Annotated in this window: 19 protein-coding genes and 1 pseudogene; 8 read left to right on the top strand and 12 right to left on the bottom strand. The window is 67.5% G+C overall.

Annotated elements, in window-relative coordinates:
* Window positions 1-88: 88 nt before the first annotated feature.
* The 5 genes from GUY23_RS14850 to GUY23_RS14870 form a co-directional block, all read right to left on the bottom strand.
* Window positions 89-1,720, bottom strand: coding sequence for a long-chain-fatty-acid--CoA ligase (locus tag GUY23_RS14850; protein ID WP_166973557.1), 1,632 nt, complete (start codon window positions 1,718-1,720; stop codon window positions 89-91).
* Window positions 1,721-1,952: 232 nt separating this feature from the next.
* Window positions 1,953-2,714, bottom strand: a complete 762-nt coding sequence (locus tag GUY23_RS14855; RefSeq protein ID WP_166973559.1) for an enoyl-CoA hydratase-related protein — start codon at window positions 2,712-2,714, stop codon at window positions 1,953-1,955.
* Between the two features lie 235 nt (window positions 2,715-2,949).
* Window positions 2,950-3,630, bottom strand: coding sequence for a GNAT family N-acetyltransferase (locus tag GUY23_RS14860; RefSeq protein ID WP_166973562.1), 681 nt, complete (start codon window positions 3,628-3,630; stop codon window positions 2,950-2,952).
* Window positions 3,630-4,814, bottom strand: coding sequence for a trans-sulfuration enzyme family protein (locus GUY23_RS14865; protein ID WP_166973564.1), 1,185 nt, complete (start codon window positions 4,812-4,814; stop codon window positions 3,630-3,632). Before GUY23_RS14865 ends, GUY23_RS14860 begins: the two co-directional genes overlap by 1 nt.
* 72 nt (window positions 4,815-4,886) lie before the next feature.
* On the bottom strand, window positions 4,887-5,804 hold the full coding sequence (locus tag GUY23_RS14870; protein WP_166973567.1) for a LysR substrate-binding domain-containing protein: 918 nt from the start codon (window positions 5,802-5,804) through the stop codon (window positions 4,887-4,889).
* Between the two features lie 86 nt (window positions 5,805-5,890).
* Between GUY23_RS14870 and GUY23_RS14875 the strand changes: the two genes are divergently transcribed.
* Entirely contained in the window at window positions 5,891-7,069 is a 1,179-nt protein-coding gene (locus GUY23_RS14875) for a YeiH family protein (RefSeq protein ID WP_166973570.1), read from the top strand.
* Window positions 7,070-7,358: 289 nt separating this feature from the next.
* Window positions 7,359-8,783, top strand: a complete 1,425-nt coding sequence (locus GUY23_RS14880; RefSeq protein WP_166973573.1) for an SLC13 family permease — start codon at window positions 7,359-7,361, stop codon at window positions 8,781-8,783.
* 202 nt (window positions 8,784-8,985) lie between these two features.
* On the opposite strand, the gene GUY23_RS14885 is transcribed toward GUY23_RS14880, so the two are convergent.
* Complete coding sequence (locus GUY23_RS14885) at window positions 8,986-9,573, bottom strand: GNAT family N-acetyltransferase (protein ID WP_166973576.1); 588 nt, start codon at window positions 9,571-9,573, stop codon at window positions 8,986-8,988.
* A gap of 179 nt (window positions 9,574-9,752) precedes the next feature.
* Between GUY23_RS14885 and GUY23_RS14890 the strand changes: the two genes are divergently transcribed.
* The gene (locus GUY23_RS14890) at window positions 9,753-10,079 is read left to right on the top strand and encodes a GNAT family N-acetyltransferase (RefSeq protein ID WP_166973579.1); all 327 of its coding nucleotides are present in this window, start codon (window positions 9,753-9,755) and stop codon (window positions 10,077-10,079) included.
* Window positions 10,080-10,197: 118 nt separating this feature from the next.
* Here GUY23_RS14890 and GUY23_RS14895 read toward each other — a convergent pair whose 3' ends face one another.
* Entirely contained in the window at window positions 10,198-10,836 is a 639-nt protein-coding gene (locus tag GUY23_RS14895; RefSeq protein ID WP_166973582.1) for a DUF2306 domain-containing protein, read from the bottom strand.
* A 156-nt stretch (window positions 10,837-10,992) separates the two neighbouring features.
* On the opposite strand from GUY23_RS14895, the gene GUY23_RS14900 reads away from it, so the two are divergent.
* Window positions 10,993-11,802, top strand: coding sequence for a MerR family transcriptional regulator (locus GUY23_RS14900; RefSeq protein WP_166973585.1), 810 nt, complete (start codon window positions 10,993-10,995; stop codon window positions 11,800-11,802).
* A 150-nt stretch (window positions 11,803-11,952) separates the two neighbouring features.
* The gene (locus tag GUY23_RS14905; RefSeq protein ID WP_166973588.1) at window positions 11,953-13,410 is read left to right on the top strand and encodes an NAD-dependent succinate-semialdehyde dehydrogenase; all 1,458 of its coding nucleotides are present in this window, start codon (window positions 11,953-11,955) and stop codon (window positions 13,408-13,410) included.
* A gap of 15 nt (window positions 13,411-13,425) precedes the next feature.
* Here GUY23_RS14905 and shiA read toward each other — a convergent pair whose 3' ends face one another.
* On the bottom strand, window positions 13,426-14,802 hold the full coding sequence (gene shiA, locus GUY23_RS14910; RefSeq protein ID WP_166973591.1) for a shikimate transporter: 1,377 nt from the start codon (window positions 14,800-14,802) through the stop codon (window positions 13,426-13,428).
* A 176-nt stretch (window positions 14,803-14,978) separates the two neighbouring features.
* Between shiA and GUY23_RS14915 the strand changes: the two genes are divergently transcribed.
* A complete protein-coding gene (locus GUY23_RS14915) occupies window positions 14,979-15,488 on the top strand; it encodes a putative immunity protein (RefSeq protein ID WP_166973594.1) in 510 nt (169 codons plus the stop codon).
* A 185-nt stretch (window positions 15,489-15,673) separates the two neighbouring features.
* On the opposite strand, the gene GUY23_RS14920 is transcribed toward GUY23_RS14915, so the two are convergent.
* The 3 genes from GUY23_RS14920 to galU form a co-directional block, all read right to left on the bottom strand.
* On the bottom strand, window positions 15,674-17,827 hold the full coding sequence (locus GUY23_RS14920) for a hypothetical protein (RefSeq protein ID WP_166973597.1): 2,154 nt from the start codon (window positions 17,825-17,827) through the stop codon (window positions 15,674-15,676).
* A gap of 167 nt (window positions 17,828-17,994) precedes the next feature.
* Window positions 17,995-18,600 carry a GNAT family N-acetyltransferase gene (locus tag GUY23_RS14925; RefSeq protein WP_208085374.1) on the bottom strand — a complete coding sequence of 202 codons (606 nt, stop codon included), beginning with the start codon at window positions 18,598-18,600 and terminating at the stop codon, window positions 17,995-17,997.
* 13 nt (window positions 18,601-18,613) lie between these two features.
* A complete protein-coding gene (gene galU, locus GUY23_RS14930; protein WP_166973600.1) occupies window positions 18,614-19,516 on the bottom strand; it encodes a UTP--glucose-1-phosphate uridylyltransferase GalU in 903 nt (300 codons plus the stop codon).
* A 45-nt stretch (window positions 19,517-19,561) separates the two neighbouring features.
* Between galU and GUY23_RS14935 the strand changes: the two genes are divergently transcribed.
* Entirely contained in the window at window positions 19,562-20,254 is a 693-nt protein-coding gene (locus GUY23_RS14935; RefSeq protein WP_228282408.1) for a 5-formyltetrahydrofolate cyclo-ligase, read from the top strand.
* 245 nt (window positions 20,255-20,499) lie between these two features.
* Window positions 20,500-20,640 (top strand): annotated as a pseudogene (locus tag GUY23_RS18845) (FmdB family zinc ribbon protein); the annotation flags it as partial.
* 14 nt (window positions 20,641-20,654) lie between these two features.
* On the opposite strand, the gene GUY23_RS18850 reads toward GUY23_RS18845, so the two are convergent.
* Window positions 20,655-20,810, bottom strand: a complete 156-nt coding sequence (locus GUY23_RS18850) for a hypothetical protein (protein ID WP_323127167.1) — start codon at window positions 20,808-20,810, stop codon at window positions 20,655-20,657.
* Window positions 20,811-20,875: the final 65 nt, after the last annotated feature.

Raw genomic sequence — 20,875 nt, forward strand, 5'->3', positions numbered from 1 at the left:
TCCACCGTGGTTTCGGCTGAATCGCCCGGATAACGGGCTTGTTGCAACCCAGCCCTGCCCTGCCCAGCGAGGCAGGAATCAACTCAGCTCACTTCTCGTCCCACTCCTTGCGCAGCAGCTTCTTGTCCAGCTTGCCCACCGAGGTGCGGGGGAGTTCGTCGACGACGTTGACCTCATCGGGCATCTGCCACTTCGCGAACCGCTCACCAAGCGTTTCGATGATGTCCTCACGGGTCACCTCGGCGCCGTCATTCGCCACGACGTAGGCCACGGGGCGCTCATCCCACTTCGCGTCGGGGACGCCGATGACGGCGGCTTCCTTGACGTTCGGATTGTCGAGGATGCCGTTCTCCATGTCGATCGAGGAGATCCACTCGCCGCCGGACTTGATGACGTCCTTGAGGCGGTCGGTGATCTTGAGGTAGCCGTTCTCGTCGATGACGCCGACGTCGCCCGAGCGCCACCAGCCGTCGAGGAACCGCTCGGAGTTGTCCGGCAGCTGGTAGTACGACTCGGTGATCCAGGGTCCGCGCATGAGGATCTCGCCCATCGACTTCCCATCGCGCGGCAGCTCCTCACCGGTGGGATCGACGATCTTGAGGTCGACGCCGATGATCGGCAGGCCCTGCGAGCGCTTGAGGTCCCAGCGCTCCTCCTCGTCCAGGTCCATGCCGGGCTTGAGCTTCCAGTTCGTCGTGGCCAACGGGGTCGTCTCGGTGGCACCGTAACCGTGGATCACCTCGGCGCCGGTGATCTCCTTGAACCCGCGCATCATCGACAGCGGGGGCTCCGAGGATCCGGACACGAGGCGGACTCCGCTGAGGTCGGGCGGCTGCGGCATGTTCTTCATCATCGCGAGCATCGGGGCGAAGATCGCCGGTGCACCGTTGGCCAGGGTGACGCCCTCTTCGATGAAGGCCTGGCCGATCGCGCCGAATTCCTCGGCCGCGAACTTGCCCGGCAGTACGAGCTTGGCACCAGCGGCCACGGCGTTCTGCGGGAAGCCCCAGGACAGGACGTGGAACATCGGGGTGATCGGCATGACGCAGTCGTCGAAGTCGGCGTGGAGTGCCGCGAGCCCGCCCATGGTGTGCAGGTAGATCGAGCGGTGCGAGTAGTACACGCCCTTCGGTCGGCCGGTGGTGCCGGTGGTGTAGCCGGCGTAGGCGGCGGTCTTCTCGTCGACGACGGGCCAGTCGTAGGTCTCGGGCTTGTCGGCGATGAGGTCCTCGTAGAAGACGACGTTGTTCAGGCTCGTCTCGATCTCGGACGCGGGCTTGTCGGTCATGACGACCCAGCCTTTGACGTCGAGCTTCGGAGCGAGTGCCTCGGCGACGTGGAGCAGCGATTCGTCGACGAAGATCCAGTCGGACTTCGAATGGCTGACGACGTAGGCGAGGTCTTCGGGCGCGAGGCGCAGGTTGAGCTGGAGCATGGTCGCGGCGACGCCGGGGACGGAGAAGTAGAGCTCGAGGTGGCGGCGGGAGTTCCAGTCGATGACGCCGACCATGGAGCCGGCGCCGACGCCGAGTTCGTCGAGGCCGTGCGCCAGTTGGGCCATGCGCTTGAATTCCTCGGCGTAGTTCGATCGGCCCCACGAGCCGTCGGAGCGGCGGTAGACGACTTCGGACTGGCCGAAGACCGTGGCCGCATGCCTGATGAGGGTGGTGGTGTTGAGTTGGTAGCTGTCGCCGAGGGTGGATGGAATGCCAGTGAGCATGAGACTCCTTCGTTCGTGCTGAGCCGCAGGAAAACCGCTGGGTTCGCCTGCAACGGGTGGGTATTGCCGTCAGACTATCGGCTCCAGTGATGCCGATCACATCCGGTGGGGCAGGTGTTATCAATCAGAGACCCGACGCCGAGGCGGGGCGGGGGCGGGATTTCGCCGAGGCGGGGCGGGGTTCCACTCCGGCCGCGCCGGACCCCATGACTCGCCGAGGCGGGGGCGGGGATCACTCGCCGGTGAACGTCGGGGTGCGCTTCTCGAGGAAGGCGGCGACGCCCTCGACGAAGTCCTGCGAGGCTCGCAGCCGTGCCTGTCCCTCGACCTCGCGAGAGAAGGCGCCGTCGAGTTCGGTGAGGGTGGCATCGTTGATCGCGGCCTTGGCCGCGGCCATCGCCTGGGGTGCTCCCTTGGCCCACGCCGCAGCGAGCTCGGACGCGCGGGTGAGGTGTTCGCCGGCGGGCACGACTTCGCTGGCCAGTCCCCAGTCGAAGGCGTCGGCGGCGGGCAGCTTCTCCCCGGTCAGAGCCAGGCGCAGGGCACGGTGCCGACCCGCCGAGGCGGCGACGAGTGCCGTGGCACCGCCGTCGGGCATGAGGCCGATCTTCGTGAAGGGGAGCATGAGATAGGATTTCTCGCTCATGACGAGGTAGTCGCAGGCCAGGGCGAATGAACAGCCGATGCCGGCGGCCGGTCCGGAGACCGCTGCGATCGTGGGCACGGAGGCGTCGATGAGGCTGCGGATGATCGCATTCGCCTGGTCGAGTTCGATCCCCTGCCTCTCGGCGACTCCGCCCTGCAGATCGGCCCCGGAGCTGAATGCGCGGTCGTTGCCGGTGAGGACGATGGCCTGAGTGTTCGCCTCCGCCTCTCTCACGGCGTCGCCGATGGCCAGCACCGACTCCTGCGTGAGGGCGTTGAGACTCTCCGGCCGGTTGATGGAAATCGTGGTGACGCCACCACTGACGCTGACGAGAACGCTGTCGGACAATGCGACTCCTTACGTGGCAGCCCGGCGGCCGTGTGAGTGGTCGATGCGGGCGGCTGTTGGCACTTCTGCTTCCATGCACCCCACGGGCGCACGTGCTTCCACCGCCACTTTAACGTACGTTAAGTTGATCTGCGTCACACGCCTGGACGCCGGACCGACCTATTCTTGCGAATCGGAGAGACAGGGTCACGACACCCGCGCCGGTCTCCCCTCCGGGAGGCATGCCGCGCCGGCCTCAGCGCAGGGTCGCGTCCAGCTGAACGGAAGTGAGTTCGCGGTCGGCGAAGACGAGTCGGATGGCCGCAGGGTCCGGGTTGCCGGCATCCGGTGCCCGATGGACGAGATCGAAGCCGAGCTTGCGGGCGACCTGCGCCGAGGCGGTGTTGTGCTCGAGCAGATACGCCACGACCGGTAGCTCGGCGTCGATGAGGGCGGCGTCGTCGATGGCGTCGCGGGAGACCGCGGTCGCCAGTCCCCTCCCCTGTGCCTCGGGGCGGAACCGGTAGCCGAGATTCCAGAACGCGCCCGGCACGCTCCGGGACGCACCGGGTTCGGGCACCCCGCGCAGCGAGCAGCCGCAATGGCCGAGGAGGTCACCGCCGGCAACGTCGCGCACCATCCACGGCCCGAGGCCGTCGAGTTCCCATTGCTGAGTCAGTCGCGCGAGGATCGCCTTCGCCTCACCCCTGCCCGTCATCCGTCCGCTGGGCAGATGCGTCCACACTCGCGGGTCGGAGTCGATGGCGAAGAGCTCCTCGACGTCCTCCGCGCTCGGCCGGTCGAGCACGTAGCTCGGGTCGTCCGAACGCACGTGGCCGCCCGGAACCTCGTGGCCGTCCGAACGCACGTGGCCGCCCGGCTGGCCCTGGTCGCCCGCCTGATCGCCATCGTCCCGCCGGCCCGGAGGGTGCTCCATCAGCCCAGCGCCGCCTCGAGGTCGGCCCACAGGTCGTCGAGGTTCTCGATCCCGACGCTCAGTCGGATGAGCCCCTCGGGCACCGTCTCCGGTTCGGCGGCGTGCCGACGTCGGCGTTCGATGAGGGATTCCACCCCGCCCAGGGAGGTCGCCGGGGTCCACAGTCGGACCGCCTCGGCGATGGCGGTGGCCCTCTCCGCCGTGTCGACGGTGAAGGCGATGATCGCACCGAAGCCCTTCATCTGCGCGCTTGCGCGGGCATGGCCGGGGTCGTTCGGCAGGCCCGGGTAACGGGTCTCGACGACGGCGGGGTGGGCGGCGAGGCGTTCGGCGATCGCCTGTGCGTTGGACTGGGCGCGGTCGAGGCGCACGGCCAGCGTGCGCAGCCCGCGCAGGGCGAGCCAGACCTCGAAGGGACCGGCGATTCCGCCGCGCATCGAGCGCTCGGTGTGCAGCGCCTCCCGCAGCTCGTCGTCGCTGGTCAGCACCGCCCCGAGCACGACGTCGGAATGTCCGGCGAGGTACTTCGTCACCGAGTGGACGACGATGTCGGCGCCGAGGTCGAGCGGGGTCTGCAGCAGCGGGGTGGCGAAGGTGTTGTCCACGGAGACGAGGAAGCCGCGGTCCTGTCCGGCCGTGATCAGCGCGGGAACGTCGGCGACCTCGAGCATCGGGTTGGTCGGCGATTCGATCCACAGCATCCCCGGCCCGGACACGGATGCGTCATCCCCCGCCGAGGCGGCCGCACCGTCGAGGGCGGCGATGACAGCCTCGGTGTCGGCGATGTCGACGGTGACGAGGTCGAAGCCCTGCCGCTGCGCGATCTGCTCTGCCGAGGCGAGCGCCCCCTGATAGCTGTGCTTCGGGATGACGAGGGTGCCACCGGCCGGGACGAGGCTGCTGACCGCAGAGATCGCCGCCAGGCCGGAGCCGAAGACCAGCCCCGGCAGCGCCGCATGTTCGAGCTGTCCCAGCGCCTCTTCGAACGGCGTCCATGCGGGAGTGTCGAAGCGGGCGTACCCATAGGGAGAGTTCTCGATGTCGCCGGCGCTGATGAACGTCGAGGACAGGTCGATCGGCGGATTCACCGAGGCGCCGTCGACGCGGACCGGCCGTCCGGTTTCGACGACGATGGTGTCCGGGGCCAGTTCAGTGCGGCGGGGTGTGGACTCAGGCGATGTCATGGTCCCCAATATAGAGGTGCAGGCCCTCACATGCAGGCGAGTTCCATTCTGCGGGCGGCACTGCACACCACATCACCCGAGGCTGCGGACCATGTGCTCGAGCAGCAGGCGGGCCCCGGGCGTCTGGCGACGGCCGGGTGACCAGACGGCGTGGAGTTCGCGGGAGAGGTCGACGGAGTCGTCGACGGGCAGCGGCAGCAGTCGCCCGGACCGGAAGTCATCACGCAGCGCGAGCTCGGAGAGCACAACGGGGGCGACGGCGGTGGCCGCGGCGATGCGCAGGGCGGAGTTCGACCCGTATTCCCCGGCCACGCGGACTCCCCCGGCTCTTGAGAGGGCGGAGTCGATGGCTTCCCGAGTGCCCGAGCCGATCTCCCTGACTAAGAGCGGAACCTCGGCGAGCGCCTCGGCGGTGATGGGCTTCGACCATGCCTCGGCGAAGCTCGGGGCACAGGCGATCATGAGTCGGTCACGACCGACCACCTCGGCGGTGAGGTCGGAGGGCACGGACACGGATTCGATGAGCCCGAGGTCGCAGCTCTGCCGGCGCACCCGGTCGATGACGGTGGCGGAGTTCTCCACGGACAGGCCGATGCCGATCTCCGGGTGGGCGGCGCGGAAGGTCGTGAGGTGGCGGGGCATGAGGTATTCGGCGACCGTGAGCGAGGCGCTGACCTTGACGGTGCCGGCGCGGGCGTCCTGGATCGCGCGGACGCCGGCGTTGAGGGTGTCATAGGCTTCGATGACCGTCGACGCCCATTCAGCGACGGCCTGACCTTCGACGGTGAGTTCGGTGCCGCGCGGCGAGCGTCTGAGCAGCGGCACCTTGAGGTCACGCTCGAGATTGCGCAGGCTGCGCGAGGCGTTCGGCTGGGCGAGGTCGAGCTTCGCCGCGGCCTGGCCGATCGAGCGCGCATTGCCGCTGAGGGCCACGAGCAGCCCGAGCGCCTGCAGTTCGGGCCACTCCTTCATGTCCGTGAGGTCATGCATATGCCCATCATGGCATATCAGATGAGTATGGGTCGGCGCGGAATTGCCGTCTACCGCAGGGTTCCCGCCGTTGCCAGACTGGGGTCATGCACCGCATCACCTCTCTCCTCCCCGGACTCGCCGTCGCGGCTCTCGCGACGGCGATCGCCTGGCCGATCTCCATGCTGCTGCCGGTCCTCTCCCCTCTCCTCGTGGCGATCGTGCTCGGCATCGCTCTGGGCAACCTCGCACCCAACCTGCCCGAGACGGTTCTGCCCGGCCTCAACTTCGCGGCGAAACCGCTGCTGCGCGTGGGCATCGTCGCCCTCGGCGCGCAGGTCGTGCTCGGTGACATCCTCGACCTCGGCTGGCTCGTCCTCGTGCTGGCCGCCGTCATCGTCGCCGCAGGAATCTGCTCCGCGCTGGCTCTCGCGCGGCCGTTCCGGGTCGATCGTGACCTCGCAGTGCTCATCGGCTGCGGGTTCGGCATCTGCGGCGCCGCGGCTGTCGCCGGTGTCGAGTCGACCCTGCGCTCGAAGAAGGAGGATGTGGCCGCAGCGATCGGTCTCGTCGTCCTGTTCGGCACCCTGATGATCGCGATCATCCCCTCCCTGGCGACCGCCTTCGGACTCGCACCGGCCACCGCTGGCACGTGGGGCGGGGCGTCGACCCACGAGGTGGCCCAGGTCGTTGCGATCGGCGGCATCATCGGGCCCGCCGGCCTCGAGGTCGCCGTCCTCGTCAAGCTCGCCCGCGTCATCATGCTCGCCCCCACCGTCGCCGTGTTCAGCTATGCGGTGCGCCGCAGCGAGGCCAAGGCGCACACGCATGCACAGTCCACCCTCGCCGAGGCGGGTGCATGGTCGGGTCCCGCCGCCGAGGGGAGTGCCCGGTCGGATTCGACAGGCTCAGATGGCGCGGGGTCGGGTGCGGCCGGCTCGGCTGGTGTCGGAACGGGCGCTGCCGATTCAGCTGGCACCGGATCGGGTCCGGCCCGCACCGCCACGGCATCTGCGAAGACTCCACGGCCGCCGATCGTGCCGCTGTTCGTTCTCGGCTTCCTCGCCATGGCCGCGCTGCGCACCTTCGGCCTGATCCCGGAGTTCGCGGTGACGGGACTCGGCTGGATCCAGACCGTGTGCCTGGCTATGGCCATGTTCGCCCTCGGCCGCGGCGTGCAGTGGCGGGCGCTGAAGAACCTCGGCGCCCGCCCCCTCGCCTTGGCCGCCGCGGTAACGATCATCGTCGGGATCATCGGCCTCGGCGGGGCGCTCCTCCTCACCTGAGACCGCACCCAAACTACTACCTGACGGCGGCTCAGCAACCTGGCGCGAGGTTGCTGAGCCGCCGTCAGGTAGTTCTGAGGCAGCACCCTGCGGCGCCACCTCGGTGACGGCTCCACGCGAACCCGGCGCCACCTCGGTGATGGCATTCCCGAACCGCCAGCGACCCACCTGACGGGAATTTCCGACCGTTCGGACATGTCCCACCCCTTACCGGCCAGTAACACTGGTAGTGTCTCTCAGCGAATCAGTCAGCGTTGCACAGTGTCGCGTCAGCCTTCTCAAGGACATCATGCTCACCCAGATCATCGCCCTCCTCATCTTTGTGGCCCTCTTCGCCGTCGGCGCAGTCCGCGGCGTGCAGATCGGCGTACTCATGCTCGTCGGCGCGGCCGGCACCGGACTTCTGCTCACCGACATGACCGTCGATGACATCATCGCCGAGTTCCCCCTCGACATCATGGTCCTCCTCGCCGGAGTGACCTACTTCTTCGCCATCGCCCAGGAGAACGGCACCGTCGATCGGATCATCGACTGGGCCCTCGAACGCGTCGGCTCCTCGGCAGTCCTCCTGCCGGCAGTCTTCTTCGTCATCACCGGCTGCATCGCTGCGATGGGCGCACCGCTTGCAGGCCTCGTCATGATGCCCGTGGGCATGCAGGTCGCCCGCAAGTACGGGGTCGATTACGCACTCATGGGGCTCGCGATCTGCTTCGCCATCGGCGCCGGCGGCTTCGCTCCGACCAGCCTCTACGGCATCGTCACCTACAGCACCGCACGCGGGGCCGGGATCGACCTCTCCCCCTATGTGCTCTTCGGCATCGCCGTCGTCACCTATCTCATCATGCTCGTCGTCGCCTACTTCATGTACGGACGATCCCTGTTCGGCCGGAAGTCCGCCGCCGCTGTCGCGACCGGCACAGAGTCCGCCGGTTCTGATGGTTCCGGTTCCGCCGCCGATGGCACCGGCACCACAGCGGATGCGAACTCACGGATCTCCCGCGGGTCCGCCTCGGCGACGAAGGTGGCCTTCGGTGAGGACGACGAGGACGAAGCGCTCTTCGACTCCTCGAGCTCGGAGCCCACCGGTGATTCCGCACCGTTCACGTTCGTGCAGATCCTCACCGTCATCTTCATGATCGGCCTCGTCGGCAGCGTCGTCGTCCTCGCCGCCCTCGGCAACGATCCGGACATCGGTTTGCTGTGCTTCCTCTTCGGCGCGATCCTCTCCCTCGTCGATCCGAAGACCGGCAAGGCCGCGCTTCCGAAGATCGACTGGTCGACCGTGCTGCTCGTCGGCGGCATCATCACGTTCGTCGGGGTGCTGCAGAACATGGGAGCCGTCGACCTCCTCGGCGAGGGCGCCGAGTCGATCGGTTCGCCGCTCATCGCGGCATTCGTCCTCTGCATCGTCGGCGGGCTCGTGTCCGCGTTCGCCTCGACCACGGGCATTCTCGCGGCCCTCGTGCCACTGGCCCTGCCGCTCATCGCCGCAGGTGGAGTGCCCGGTTGGGCGCTCATCGCGGCACTGGGAGTGTGCTCGGCCGTCGTCGACGTCTCGCCGTTCTCGACCCTCGGTGCCACTGTCGTGGCCACCGCCCCGGTCGAGGACAAGCCGCGCCTGACGCGCATCCTCGTGAAGTTCGGCATGTCGATGGTCGTCATCGGGCCCGTGGCACTGGTCGGCGGACTCGTGGTGCCCGCGATGCTGTTCTGAGGCTGACTGTCTGTCTGGCAGGGCCCGAGCCGGCCCGGGCGGGAGCGGCCAACGGGATTTCGCGGCGTTGATCGCTTCGCGAAGTCCGCTAAGTGGGCGTTTTGGTCGGGTCCACCGCAGCAGAATCCGACCAAAACGCCCACCTATGAACCCGGCACCGGCGCGAGCTCGGCAGGCACCAGCCTGCGCTCAGCCCCTCTGCTCACCCCAGCGGCTTGAGCAGCAGCACGAACTCCAGATCGTCGACCTTCGGGACCCCGAAGCGCTCGTCGCCGTAGGGGAAGGGCGCGACCTCACCGGTGCGCTCGTAGCCTCGGCGCTCGTAGTAGGCGATGAGTTCATCGCGCTTGTTGATCACGCTCATCCGCATCGCGTGCGCGCTCCAGCGTTCAGACACCCACGCCTCGGCGAGGTTCATCAGTGCTGACCCCACACCCTTGCCCTGACCCAGCGGTGAGACCGCCAGCACGCCGAGGTAGGCCTCCCCATTCTCGGGTTCGCGCAGGTAGACGCTGGCCACGGCCCGTCCCTGCGCGTCGCGGACGAGCAGGATCACGGAGTCGGCCTCGGCGAGCATCTCCTCGGCCATCGGCACGTCGAGACGCTGCCCGCCGAGGATGTCCGCCTCGGTGGTCCAGCCCTGCTTCGACCCCTCCCCGCGATAGGCCGAGGACACGAGTGCGACGTAGTCGGAGATGTCCGCCTCGGTGAGTTCGGTGACCTCGTACCCGGCCTCGTGGAGGATCATCTGGTGCGCATCCACCATGGTGACCGGGTGGGGTGAGGACATGTGACCGACTCCTTCGCGAGCGTTCGACTGGGATGCGGCCGGGGAATCCCGACCATTGCGTCAAGTTCATCAGACTAGTCGGTTTCCCGACTGCAGAACTATAGTGTCAGAGGTCAGGACAGATCGACACCGATCATCCGCCGCGGTGCCGCCGGGCACGGACGTTCGAAAGGATTGACATGGACTTCGAGGTCAACGGAGAGACCTTCACCGTCGCCGAGGATGCCGCCGCCCACCGCTTCACCGTCTCCCACGACGGCACGGTCATCGGCGTCGCGGACTACATCGACCGTGAGGCCGGCCCCGACGACACCGCCGAGGGCGCGGTCCGCACCTTCACCCACACCGAGGTCTCCCCCGAATGGGGCGGGCGCGGGCTCGCCGCCCACCTTGTGCGCTTCGCGCTTGAGACCAGCGCCGAGGCGGGGCTGAAGTTCCGCACGACGTGCTCCTACGTGCACAATTTCCTGCAGAAGAACACAGAGTTCGACGCGTACGTCGCCTGAGGGACTCTCTCGTCATCGGCAGCCTCGTCGTCCGCAATTTCGTCGTTGCCGACCGATGAGCGCAGACTCCTCGTGCGCGTTCAACCGCGTCACTGCCGGTGGTGGGCGATCAACCGCGTCACTGCTGGTCGGCAGGTGCGAGCGGCTCGCCCGTCGGCGCTGACGACACACCAGCCGGCAGTGGCGCTGCATCCGCGTGAGCGGACGATGAGCTCGTCGGTGCGGCTATCGCCCCCACCGGAGACAATGCTTCGGGAGCAGACGCCGGCACCGCATCACCGGCATCGGCCGACACACGGTCCTGCCCGGAGACGAAGCCCAGCACGAACACCGCCCAGGCCGTGGCCAGCACGATCACCAAGGCCACGAGCGACCACAGCAGTTCCGGATCGCTGACGGCCAGCCGCGGGATATCACGACCGGGGATGATCGCTGCGAAGACGCCCGCGGTCACCGCACCCAGGTAGGAACCGACCATCATGAAGATGTGGCGGCGGACCTTGCCGCGGCGAATGGCCATCACGCCGAGGGTCGTGGAGATGAAGGTCCAGATCGCCAACGCGTGGAAGGCCGTGAACGATCCGGTCAAGGAGTAGATGAACATTCCGCTGACGCACACGAAGTACATGAGGATGACCCAGGACCGGCCGATGAAGCGGTGCTTGCGGTCCTTGGTGCGGCGGAGGATCTGAATCGGGCCCAGCAGTACGACACCCGAGGCGGCAATGGCATGGATGGCTACGAACAATGTGGACATGCAGTTAAGATAGTGCCGCTAACCAATGGCGGCAACGTAGATAGTTCGGGCTGAATCCACTATCCGATGCGGATCGGCTCACGCGCCTGATGGGCATTCGCCGTGCAGAGCGGGAACCGCCGGATACGACGAAGACCAGAAGAAGCGAGATCCGTAATGAAACTCAGTGCTATGGCCGCGGCCGCGGGGGTCTCGACCGCCAGCATCAAGTACTACATCCATGAAGGACTCCTCCCGCCCGGACGGAAGAAGAATGCGACCACGGCGGTCTATGACGACTCCCATCTTCACCGGCTCACGCTCATCAGGTGGCTGCGCAACGAGCTGTCGATTCCGATCACCGGAATTGCCGAGCTCACTCGGGCTATCGACGACGAAACATTGCCGACGATCGAGCTGATGGGGATCTGCCAGGAACTCGCCCTGCGCGGGAACTCGGGGCTTCCCGCCTCGGCGCTGCGCGCTCCCGGATCCGCGCCCTACGCGCTCAAGCCGACCACGGGCGCTGGCAATGCAGGCGATGACGGCGGTGCCGTCGACAACGCAGGCGCCGCCGTCGTCTCCGAGGACGCGGGCGACGCCATCGCGGCCGCCGAGGACGCAGACAGCGCCGGCGCCGCGACCCCGGCCGATCGCTTCGACGCAATCGTCGCCGAGGCCTTGGACCGCCTCGGCTGGCCGGACGAGGAATCCGCTGCCAGGACCGCCCTGACCCGTGTCCTCGCAATGGCCGATGAGGCCGGCTACTCCGTGAGCGCCGATTCGGTCGTCGCCCAGTGCCGAGCCATCGCCCCGGTCGCCCGAGGCAACATCCGCCCCATCGGCCCCGAACTCAGTCGCGACGAAGTCTGCCTCCGCGTGATCCGCGGCATCACGATGCACAACCGCCAACTCATCGCCACCAGCGCACTCACCCATGCATCCCTGTCGATCATGGCACGTGATCCTCGCAATCGAGATTCCTGAGCGACGAATTCCGCAGTGCGCGCGAGCCTCACGCCCCCTACACTGAGGGGGCCGCACACTCTGCCGCCGTCGAGGAAAGCCTGGACCGGATCATCCTTCACGCCCACGACGACGCGGTTCCGCTCAGATCACAATCAAGGAGAATCCGTCGTGGACATCACGCCGATCATCGACACACTCAACACCGGACTGTTCATCGACGGCCAGTGGCGCGAGGCCGAAGGCGGCAAGACCATCGAGGTCCACAACCCCGCCACCGGCGACGTCATCACCACCGTGGCCGACGGTTCGGCAGCCGACGCCGAGGCCGCGATCAAGGCCGCCGGTGACGCGCAGGCCTCGTGGGCCGCAACCCCTCCGCGCGACCGTGCTGAGATCCTCCGCCGCGCCTTCGAACTCCTCATCGAACGCGCCGACGACATCGCCGCGGTGATGACCGCCGAGATGGGCAAGCCCTTCGCCGAATCGAAGGGCGAGGTCACCTACGGCGCCGAGTTCTTCCGCTGGTTCTCCGAGGAGGCCGTGCGCGTCTCCGGCGACTTCATGCAGTCGACCGACGGCAAGAACCGCCTCATGGTCTCCCGTGAACCGGTCGGCCCCTGCATCCTCGTGACCCCGTGGAACTTCCCGCTGGCGATGGGCACCCGCAAGATCGGCCCGGCCATCGCCGCCGGCTGCACGATGGTCTTCAAGCCCGCGAAACTGACCCCGCTGACCTCGCTCATGCTCGTCGACGTGCTCAACGAGGCGGGGCTGCCCGCAGGTGTGCTCAACATCGTCACCTCGGAGTCGGCTCGCCGCGTCGTCACCCCGTGGATGGAGTCGGGCATCGCCCGCAAGATCACTTTCACCGGCTCGACCGAGGTCGGCATCAACCTGCTCAAGCAGGCCGCCGACAACGTCATGAAGACCTCGATGGAGCTCGGCGGCAACGCCCCGTTCGTCGTCTGCGAGGACGCCGATCTCGACAAGGCCGTCACCGGTGCCGTGCTCGCGAAGATGCGCAACGGTGGTGAGGCCTGCACCGCGGCCAACCGCCTGTTCGTCCACTCCGCCGTGGCCGAGGAGTTCTCGGCCAAGCTCGCCGAGCGCATCGGGTCGATGCAGGTGGGCAACGGCCTCGATGAGGGCACCGAGGTGGGGCCGCTCGTCGATCAGGACTCCCTGGACAAGGTCGCCGAACTCGTCGACGACGCCGTGGCCAAGGGCGCGAAGGTCCTCACCGGCGGCAAGAGGATCGAGGGCAAGGGCTTCTTCTTCGACCCGACCGTCATCACCGACGTGCCCGCCGACTCCGCGATCCGGACCACCGAGATCTTCGGCCCCGTCGCCCCGATCGTCACCTTCGACACCGACGAGGAGGCCATGGCACTGGCGAACGAGACCGAGTACGGTCTGGCCGGCTACCTCTTCAGTGAGAACATCGAGCGGGCGCTGCGCCTGGCCGAGAAGCTCGAGGTAGGCATGGTCGGTCTCAACACCGGCCTCGTCTCGAACCCGGCCGCACCGTTCGGCGGAGTGAAGATGTCCGGACTCGGTCGCGAGGGCGGACGCGTCGGCATCGATGAGTTCCTCGAGATCAAGTACGTGGCGACACCCCGCGCCTGAGTCTGCAATGGACCGTCAGTCCCTTGCCCGGGCGGATGTGTCGGTGCGCTGTGTCGCCGACGCCTGCGCATCGCTTCGGGACACGTGCCACTGGCGGACGAGGTAGAGCGCGACGGCGATCGAGATGAGGCAGCCACCGCCGAGGTAGGCGGCCACGAGGTACCACGATCCGTCTCCGACTCCGACGAGGAAGGTGGCGATGAACGGCGTGAAGCCGCCGGCGATCGCGCTGGCGAGCTGGTAGCCGACGCCGGCGCCGCTGTAGCGGAACTCGGGACTGAACATTTCGGCGAAGAGTGGCTGCTGGACGCTGACGACGGCGTCGTGGGCGATGTTGACCAGCAGAACGGCGAAGATGACGATGGTGACGATGCTGCCGGATTCGAGGGCGAAGAAGAAGGGCACTGTGCTCAGCAACCCGACGATGCCTCCGGTGAGGTAGACGCGCAGCCGCCCGAATCTGTCGGAGAGGTAGGCGAAGGCCGGGATGGTGACGATGCCGAGACCGCCGACGAGGAGGGTGATGTTGAGCATGACCTGCCTGTCGAGGCCGAGCTCCTCGTTCGAGTAGGACAGCGCGAACGTCGTGACGATGTACATCGTCAGCAGCTCGATGAACCGCAGGCCGACGATCTGGGCGATCTGAGCGGGGAAGCGCTTGAACGCCTCGAACAGCGGCACCTTGGCGACTTTGTCCTCATCGGCGTTCTTCACCCGCTCGAGGTACTCCTCGGACTCTTCGACACCGGCCCTGATCCACAGTCCGATGAGGACGAGCACGGCGCTGAAGATGAAGGGAATGCGCCAGCCCCACGCGAGGAAGGCCTCTTGGGAGAAGTTGCCGCTCAGCAGCGCGACGAATCCGGTGGCCAAAAGGAGACCGAACGAGTAGCCCATCTGCACTCCACTGGAGAAGAATGCTCGCAGCTTCGACGGAGCGCTTTCGACGGCCATGAGGGCCGCGCCTCCCCATTCGCCGCCGACGGCGACGCCCTGGATGCACCGCAGTGTCACAAGCAGGGCCGGAGCCACCCACCCGACCGACTGGTAGGTGGGAAGCACGCCGATGAGGGCTGTGGCGACGCCCATGATCGTCATCGTCCAGATGAGCATCGACTTCCGACCGAGGCGGTCGCCGAAGTGGCCGAAGATGATCCCGCCGAGAGGGCGGAAGACGAATCCGACGCCGAAGGTCGCGAAGGCAGCGAGGGTTCCTGCATGCGCGCTGTAGCCGGGGAAGAAGAGCTCACCGAAGACGAGAGCGGCGACGATGCCGTAGAGGAGGAAGTCGTACCACTCCACCACAGCGCCGATGAACGATCCGATCGCTGCACGACGAGCCCGTCTGATGCTCACCTGGTCGCGGGTATTGTGGGTCTCGGCTGCGGACATGTGCGTCTCCTTGCAATGTTGTGTGGTCGGCGCACCATCGCGGGTTGACAGCCGGAATCATCGCTGAGAACAGTAGCATGAGGAACTCAGGGCGCCCGATCGGTGTCCACCGCATGCCACGGATCCACATCGCACCGAAACACCCGGTGCACCGTTCAGAGACAGGGGGCCTCCGCATGATCCTCCCCGAGGTCCGAGATCCGCGGATGGTCACCATTCGCCGAGGCGGCTCCCTCACCGATGAGCACCACCAACTCCTTGCACGGTGGGCCGCCGACTGCGCCGAGCATGTCCTCCAGTTCTTCGCAGCCGTCTGTCCGGAGGATGATCGGCCCGAGCAGGCCATCGCAGCCGCGCGGGCGTGGGCGGCCGGTGAGATGCCGATGATGACCGCACGCGCCGCCGGCGGGCACGCGATGGGCGCGGCCAGGCCGCTCACGGGTCCGGCCCGCTTCGCTGCCTATGCGGCGGGGCAAGCGGCCTGTGTCGGCCACGTCGCCGAGCATGACCTCGGTGCGGCCGCCTATGCGATCAAGGCCGCACGCGGACCGAAGGAGTCCGATCTTGCGGCAGGACGAGCGGAACTTCGGTGGCAGCGCCGAGCGCTCCCGGACGAGGTCCGTGAACTCGTCCTCGAGGATCAGAGCCGCCGCAACGCCATCTGCTGGTCCGTCTTCACCGACTGATCGGCATACCCTGCCCCGAAATACTCACCGAAGAGCGTGAGTCGTTGAGAACAAGGTGTACAGCTTCAGTGGTCGATGATACGACGCCTGCCCGGGCTGCGAGTCGAGTGCGCCGCGACCATACCGATGGGGGTCAGTCCCGACCGCAGCGAGGGCCGTCAGCTCCTCGCCGACGCCGAAAAGCGTCAGGCCCGGCGGCGGGCCAGCACGTCGTTGACGGCGCCGAGGTCGGCGGCCTTGTTCGTCCTGATCGCCTTGCGTCCGTGTCCGAGCGGCCCTTCCTCGCGGGCGGAGTCGCTGAGCTCCGGACGGTAGCCGAGTTCGGCGGCGAACTGAGCGGCGATGTCCTCACGGCTGCGCGCCTCGGTCTCATACGAACTGGCATCGGCCGCCGTCGCCGAGGGCACCTGGTGTTCGGCCTCGGGGGCACCGACGTAGCTGGGGACCGGCAGGGGCGTCGGCGACCATCCGTCGCGCGACTTCAGACGCTGCATGAACGGGTCGTCGACCTTCGGGGCAGCAGCGTTCAGTGCCGCGTGCACGTCCGAGTCGGCACTGTTCTGTCCGCTCTCCGCTGCGGGGGCATCGGCGACGAGGTCGGCGCCGAGCGCGACCGGAGCCTCGGTCGCGTCCTTCTCAGCGGGCGACTCAGTGGTCGAATCAGCCTCGACGGACGATCCGGCCGTCGGGTCAGCGGATGAGGCAACAGAGGAGCCGACGGTCGACTCGGCAGACGAGGCTGTGGTCGCCTCAGCGGCGTCGCCGGCCGCCTCGGCGGGGGCATCCTCCTTGACGACCGGGATCGGTCCGGTGAGCAGTACCTGGCGGGTGGTGTGTCCCTCGCTGGCTTCCTTGCGGACGCGCACGAGAGGGATCTCGCCGGTGTCGGCTTCCTCGCGGGCCTTCTTCGCTTCGGTGCTGTGTGTCATCGCGGCTCGGGCCCGCGCGGCCTTCGTCGATCCGTTCTTCGCCTGCGCGGCGGCCGCGATCCGGGCGGCAGTCCCGCTAGAGGTCGACGCCGAGGATGCCGGTCGTGCCGCAGTGTGGGTGCGTGCCGTCGTCCGCTCCGAACCAGACGGCCGGGCGGCCGGGCCGGGCTGCTGGGTGGACGGGGCCGACTGCCGGGCGGCCTGGGCGGGCTGTTGGCCGGACGGGGCCGACTGCCGGGTAGCCGCGGAAGACTGCCGAGCATTCCCGGCGGGCTGCGCGTCGACCGAGGCGGCCGCCGTCGCCTGGGCGCTGCCGGCTGCATGGCTCTGCTGCGTCTTCACCGGGACCGTCTTCGCGGATCGCTGCGGTGACCGGTCGAGCCGGCGCAGCTTCTTCTTCACCTCGGCCTTGCGCAGATTGAGGGTGCGCACGAGGAACAGGGAGACGACCGCGAGGCCGAGGAAGACTCCGGCCAGCGCGATGTGGACGACCGAGAACAGTGCGAGCACGCTCGTGACGAGGATGCCGAGCATCGACGCGAGGAACACCAGGGCGAATCCCCTGACCATCGTGTTCAGCGACTTCAGGGACTCCCGCAGGGTCGTTGCTTGCTCAGTCATCGCGTGTTCCTCATCGTCTCCGACGTTCGGATTGGACATCTGTGGTGCGTCTGTCTTCTGGGCATCGTTGCCGAGGCGGTCGCCCCGACTCGCACCGGGTCCTCCGGTGCGTGATGCGCCGCCGCGACCGGCGGGCCCGCTCGCCGATCGGCCGCGTGCCGTAGGCGACTGCGCATGCGGCGGATGCATCTGTGCAGGTCGGCTTGGGCCGGCCTGCGGATCACTCTGCGGGCCTCCCTGTGAGCCGGAGCCGGGAGCGGAATCGTTGAACACGGCGTGGACGGCAGGGTGAAGCATCCGCACATTGCCGACTCCGCTCTGCCCGGCGGCACTGCCCTTGTTGGCGACCGCCGGCTGCCCGGTGGCACCGCCCTGGCCGGCGACCCCGTGCTCGGCCGGGTAGGCCGAGCGGGTCTCACCGACCGCGATCGGCATGACGTGGAGCTGGGACTCATCGGCCGCCTCGGCGATGGTCGTCGTTTCCGCCTGACCATCGATGACAGAGAATTCGGGCGTCGACGACAGACTCAGCTGCGGGGCCGCCTCGGTGTGGGAGACATCCGGCAGCGGCACGGACGGGGTCTTGCGAGGTTTGTCGCGGAAGACCTGGGTGCGCACCGAATGGTCGTGCCCGGGATTCGGGGTTGTCGCTGAGACGACGGCCGCGTTGTCGGGGACCGTGTCGATTTCGGCGCGCGAGAGCTCCGTCGCGGACTTCCGAATCATTGCGGGCACAGCAACGGCGAAGACCACGACGATGGCGATGACGACGATGATGCTGGTGTCCACAATGCCACCCTAAGTTGCAGGCATCGACGAGGACGTGAACACGGGTGGTGTGTCGGTCAAACAGGTGCGAAGTTCACACAATTCCCAGGTGGCGCGGCCACGTGCCGCAGCGACCCGATCTGCCCCGCGTCGCGCAGGCACCCCTCAGCTCGTCGCGCAGGCACCGCTCAGCTCGCCGCTCCCCCGGAGGTCCCATGCCGGTACGCGCCGAGCAGGCCCTGCGGCACATCCTCGGCCAGAAGCGCGAAGGTGCGGTGGTCGCACCACTGTCCGTCGATGTGCATATACCGCGTGCGCAGCCCTTCGTCGCGGAAGCCGAGTTTGTCGACCACCCGCAGGCTGGCCGCGTTCTCCGGGCGGATGTTGATCTCGACGCGGTGGAGGCCGAGGGCGAAGAAGCAGTGGTCGGCGGCCATGGCCACGGCGATGGGCGTGATGCCGCGTCCGGCTACGCGGGAGTCGATCCAGTATCCGATCTGTCCGGACAGAATGGATCCCCAGCTCAGCCCGGATACGGTGATCTGGCCGCGGAAGTCCCCGCCGACCTCGATGGCGAAGGGCACGGTCTGCCCGCGTTTGGCCTGCCGGTCCTGCATCCGCACCATGGTGCGGAATCCCGGCAGCTCCTGGCCGGGTGCCGGCAGGGTCGCGTCCCACGGGCGCAGCCAATCGCGGTTGAAGCGGCGGACCTCACGCCATGCCTGCTCATCGCGCCGGCGCAGCGGTCGCAGCACGATATCGGACTGTCGATCAGTCAGGATGACCGGCCACACCAGGTGTCCCCGCTCAGTCCAGCGTGGGAACGAAGTCGCGCAGCCATCCCTTGAGATCCTCGCCGAGGTCGTCACGGTCGCACGCGATCTGCACGACGGCCTTGAGGTAGTCGAGCTTGTCGCCGGTGTCGTAGCGGGCACCCTTGAACACGACACCGTAGACGCCGTGACCGTCAGCATCGCCGGCGAGTTCCTGGAGGGCGTCGGTGAGCTGGATTTCGTTGCCGCGGCCCGGTTCGGTCGTCTCGAGGACGTCGAAGATCTCAGGCGCGAGCACATAACGGCCGATGACGGCGAGGTTCGAGGGCGCATCCTCGGTGGCGGGCTTCTCGACCAGGCCGGTGACCTTGACGACCTCGTCATCGGCAGTGGCTTCGACGGCGGCGCAGCCGTAGAGGTGGATGGCCTCGGGCGGAACCTCCATGAGGGCGACGACGCTGCCGCCGGTCTTCTCGGCGACTTCGATCATCTTCGGCAGGATCGGGCTGCGTTCGTCGATGAGGTCATCGCCGAGGAGGACGGCGAAGGGTTCGGCACCGACGTGCTGGCGGCCCTTGAGCACGGCGTGGCCGAGGCCCTTCGGATCGCCCTGTCGGACATAGTGGATGTCGGCGAGTTCGGAGGGATGGCGCACGGCGGCGAGCTTCTTGTCATCGCCCTTCTGCGCGAGCGCGGCTTCGAGCCCGTCGACCCGGTCGAAGTGGTCCTCGAGCGGTCGCTTATTGCGGCCGGTGATCATGAGGACGTCCTGGAGTCCGGCATCGACGGCTTCTTCGACGACGTACTGGATCGCGGGTTTGTCGACGACGGGGAGCATCTCTTTGGGGGTGGCCTTCGTGGCGGGGAGGAACCGAGTTCCGAGGCCGGCGACGGGGATCACGGCCTTGCGAACGGTACGCTGCACTTCATCACTCATGACGTCATCTTAACGAATCGGCCCCGCCCCGATAATCTGAATCACGTGGACTCATCGACTTCCAAGGCTCAGCTGCGTTCTCACATCCGTTCCGCTCGCGCGGACCGTGCCCGCGCCGAGGTGGGAGCCGGTTCGATCGCGACCGTGGCCGGTGGTCTGGCTGGCGACTCCCCCACCGAGGTGGGACCCGATTCCGTCACGACCGTGGCCGACGCCGCGTGGGAACTCATCTCCTCCCGCCCGGTCCGCTCCCTGTTGGCGTATGCCGCCCTTCCGGGGGAACCGGACCTCGACCCCGCTATCGACCGTTTCCTTGCCGCCGGGGGGACAGTGTTCCTGCCGGTCGTCACGAAAGTCGGAGAGCCGCTCGCGTTCGGCGAGGTCACGGGATCGATGGCCACTCTCGAACCGCAGGGCAAATGGGGCATCCGAGAACCGCAGTGCGACACAGGCTTCCTCACTGCGGAAGAGCTGCTGTCGTCCGGGGTCGGCCTCGACCTCATCTTCGTTCCGGCCCTCGGGTTCGGCGTCGACGGTGCCCGCCTGGGCAACGGCGGTGGCTTCTACGACCGCACCTTCGGACCCCACGGTGCGGCACCGCTGGGACAGGAGCCTCGGGTGGTCGGGGTCTGCTTCGCCTCCGAACTCGCACTGACCGGGCTCGTCGCCGAGGACTGGGACCTGCGTATTCCCGCGGCCGCCACCGAAACCGGCCTGCACACCTTCGAACCCGCCTGAGTGTCGACCCCGGCTTGCGTCCGCTCGGCCCGTCTGCACCCGGCCCGCCTCCGCTCTTCCGCCTCCGCTCGGCTCGCGTCCGCTCGGCCCGTCTGCACACCGTCACCCCGCCTGACCACTGAGAATCGGGAATCACCACCCACTCCGACGTGTTGGCATGTGGATAACCCTGTGCATCTTCCGGACCGGTGCGGCAGCAACAGTTCGACGTGCACTATAATCTTCTCGTCGAAGAAAGGTCTCGAATGCCCGTCTACTCCTACGCCTGCAAGAGCTGTGGTCACGCCTTTGATATTCATCAGGACTTCAGCGACGACTCGCTCACCGTCTGCCCCGAATGCCAGGGTCGCCTGAAGAAGGTCTTCGGCACAGTGGGCATCAGCTTCAAGGGTTCGGGCTTCTACGCAACCGACTCACGGTCGTCGACCTCGAGCACCGTCAGCTCCTCGAACTCCTCGAGTTCCGACTCATCGTCGAAGGAAGCCGCCAGCACCCCGTCGTCGAAGGACTCCTCCGCATCCAGTTCCGCGTCGTCCAGTACCTCGGCGGCGAACACTCCCGCGGCAGGCTGAGAACCTCCGCCACTTAAGCGTCGATCGCCTGTGGACAGCGATCCCCATC

The sequence above is a fragment of the Brevibacterium atlanticum genome, from assembly GCF_011617245.1.
Lineage (GTDB): Bacteria > Actinomycetota > Actinomycetes > Actinomycetales > Brevibacteriaceae > Brevibacterium > Brevibacterium atlanticum.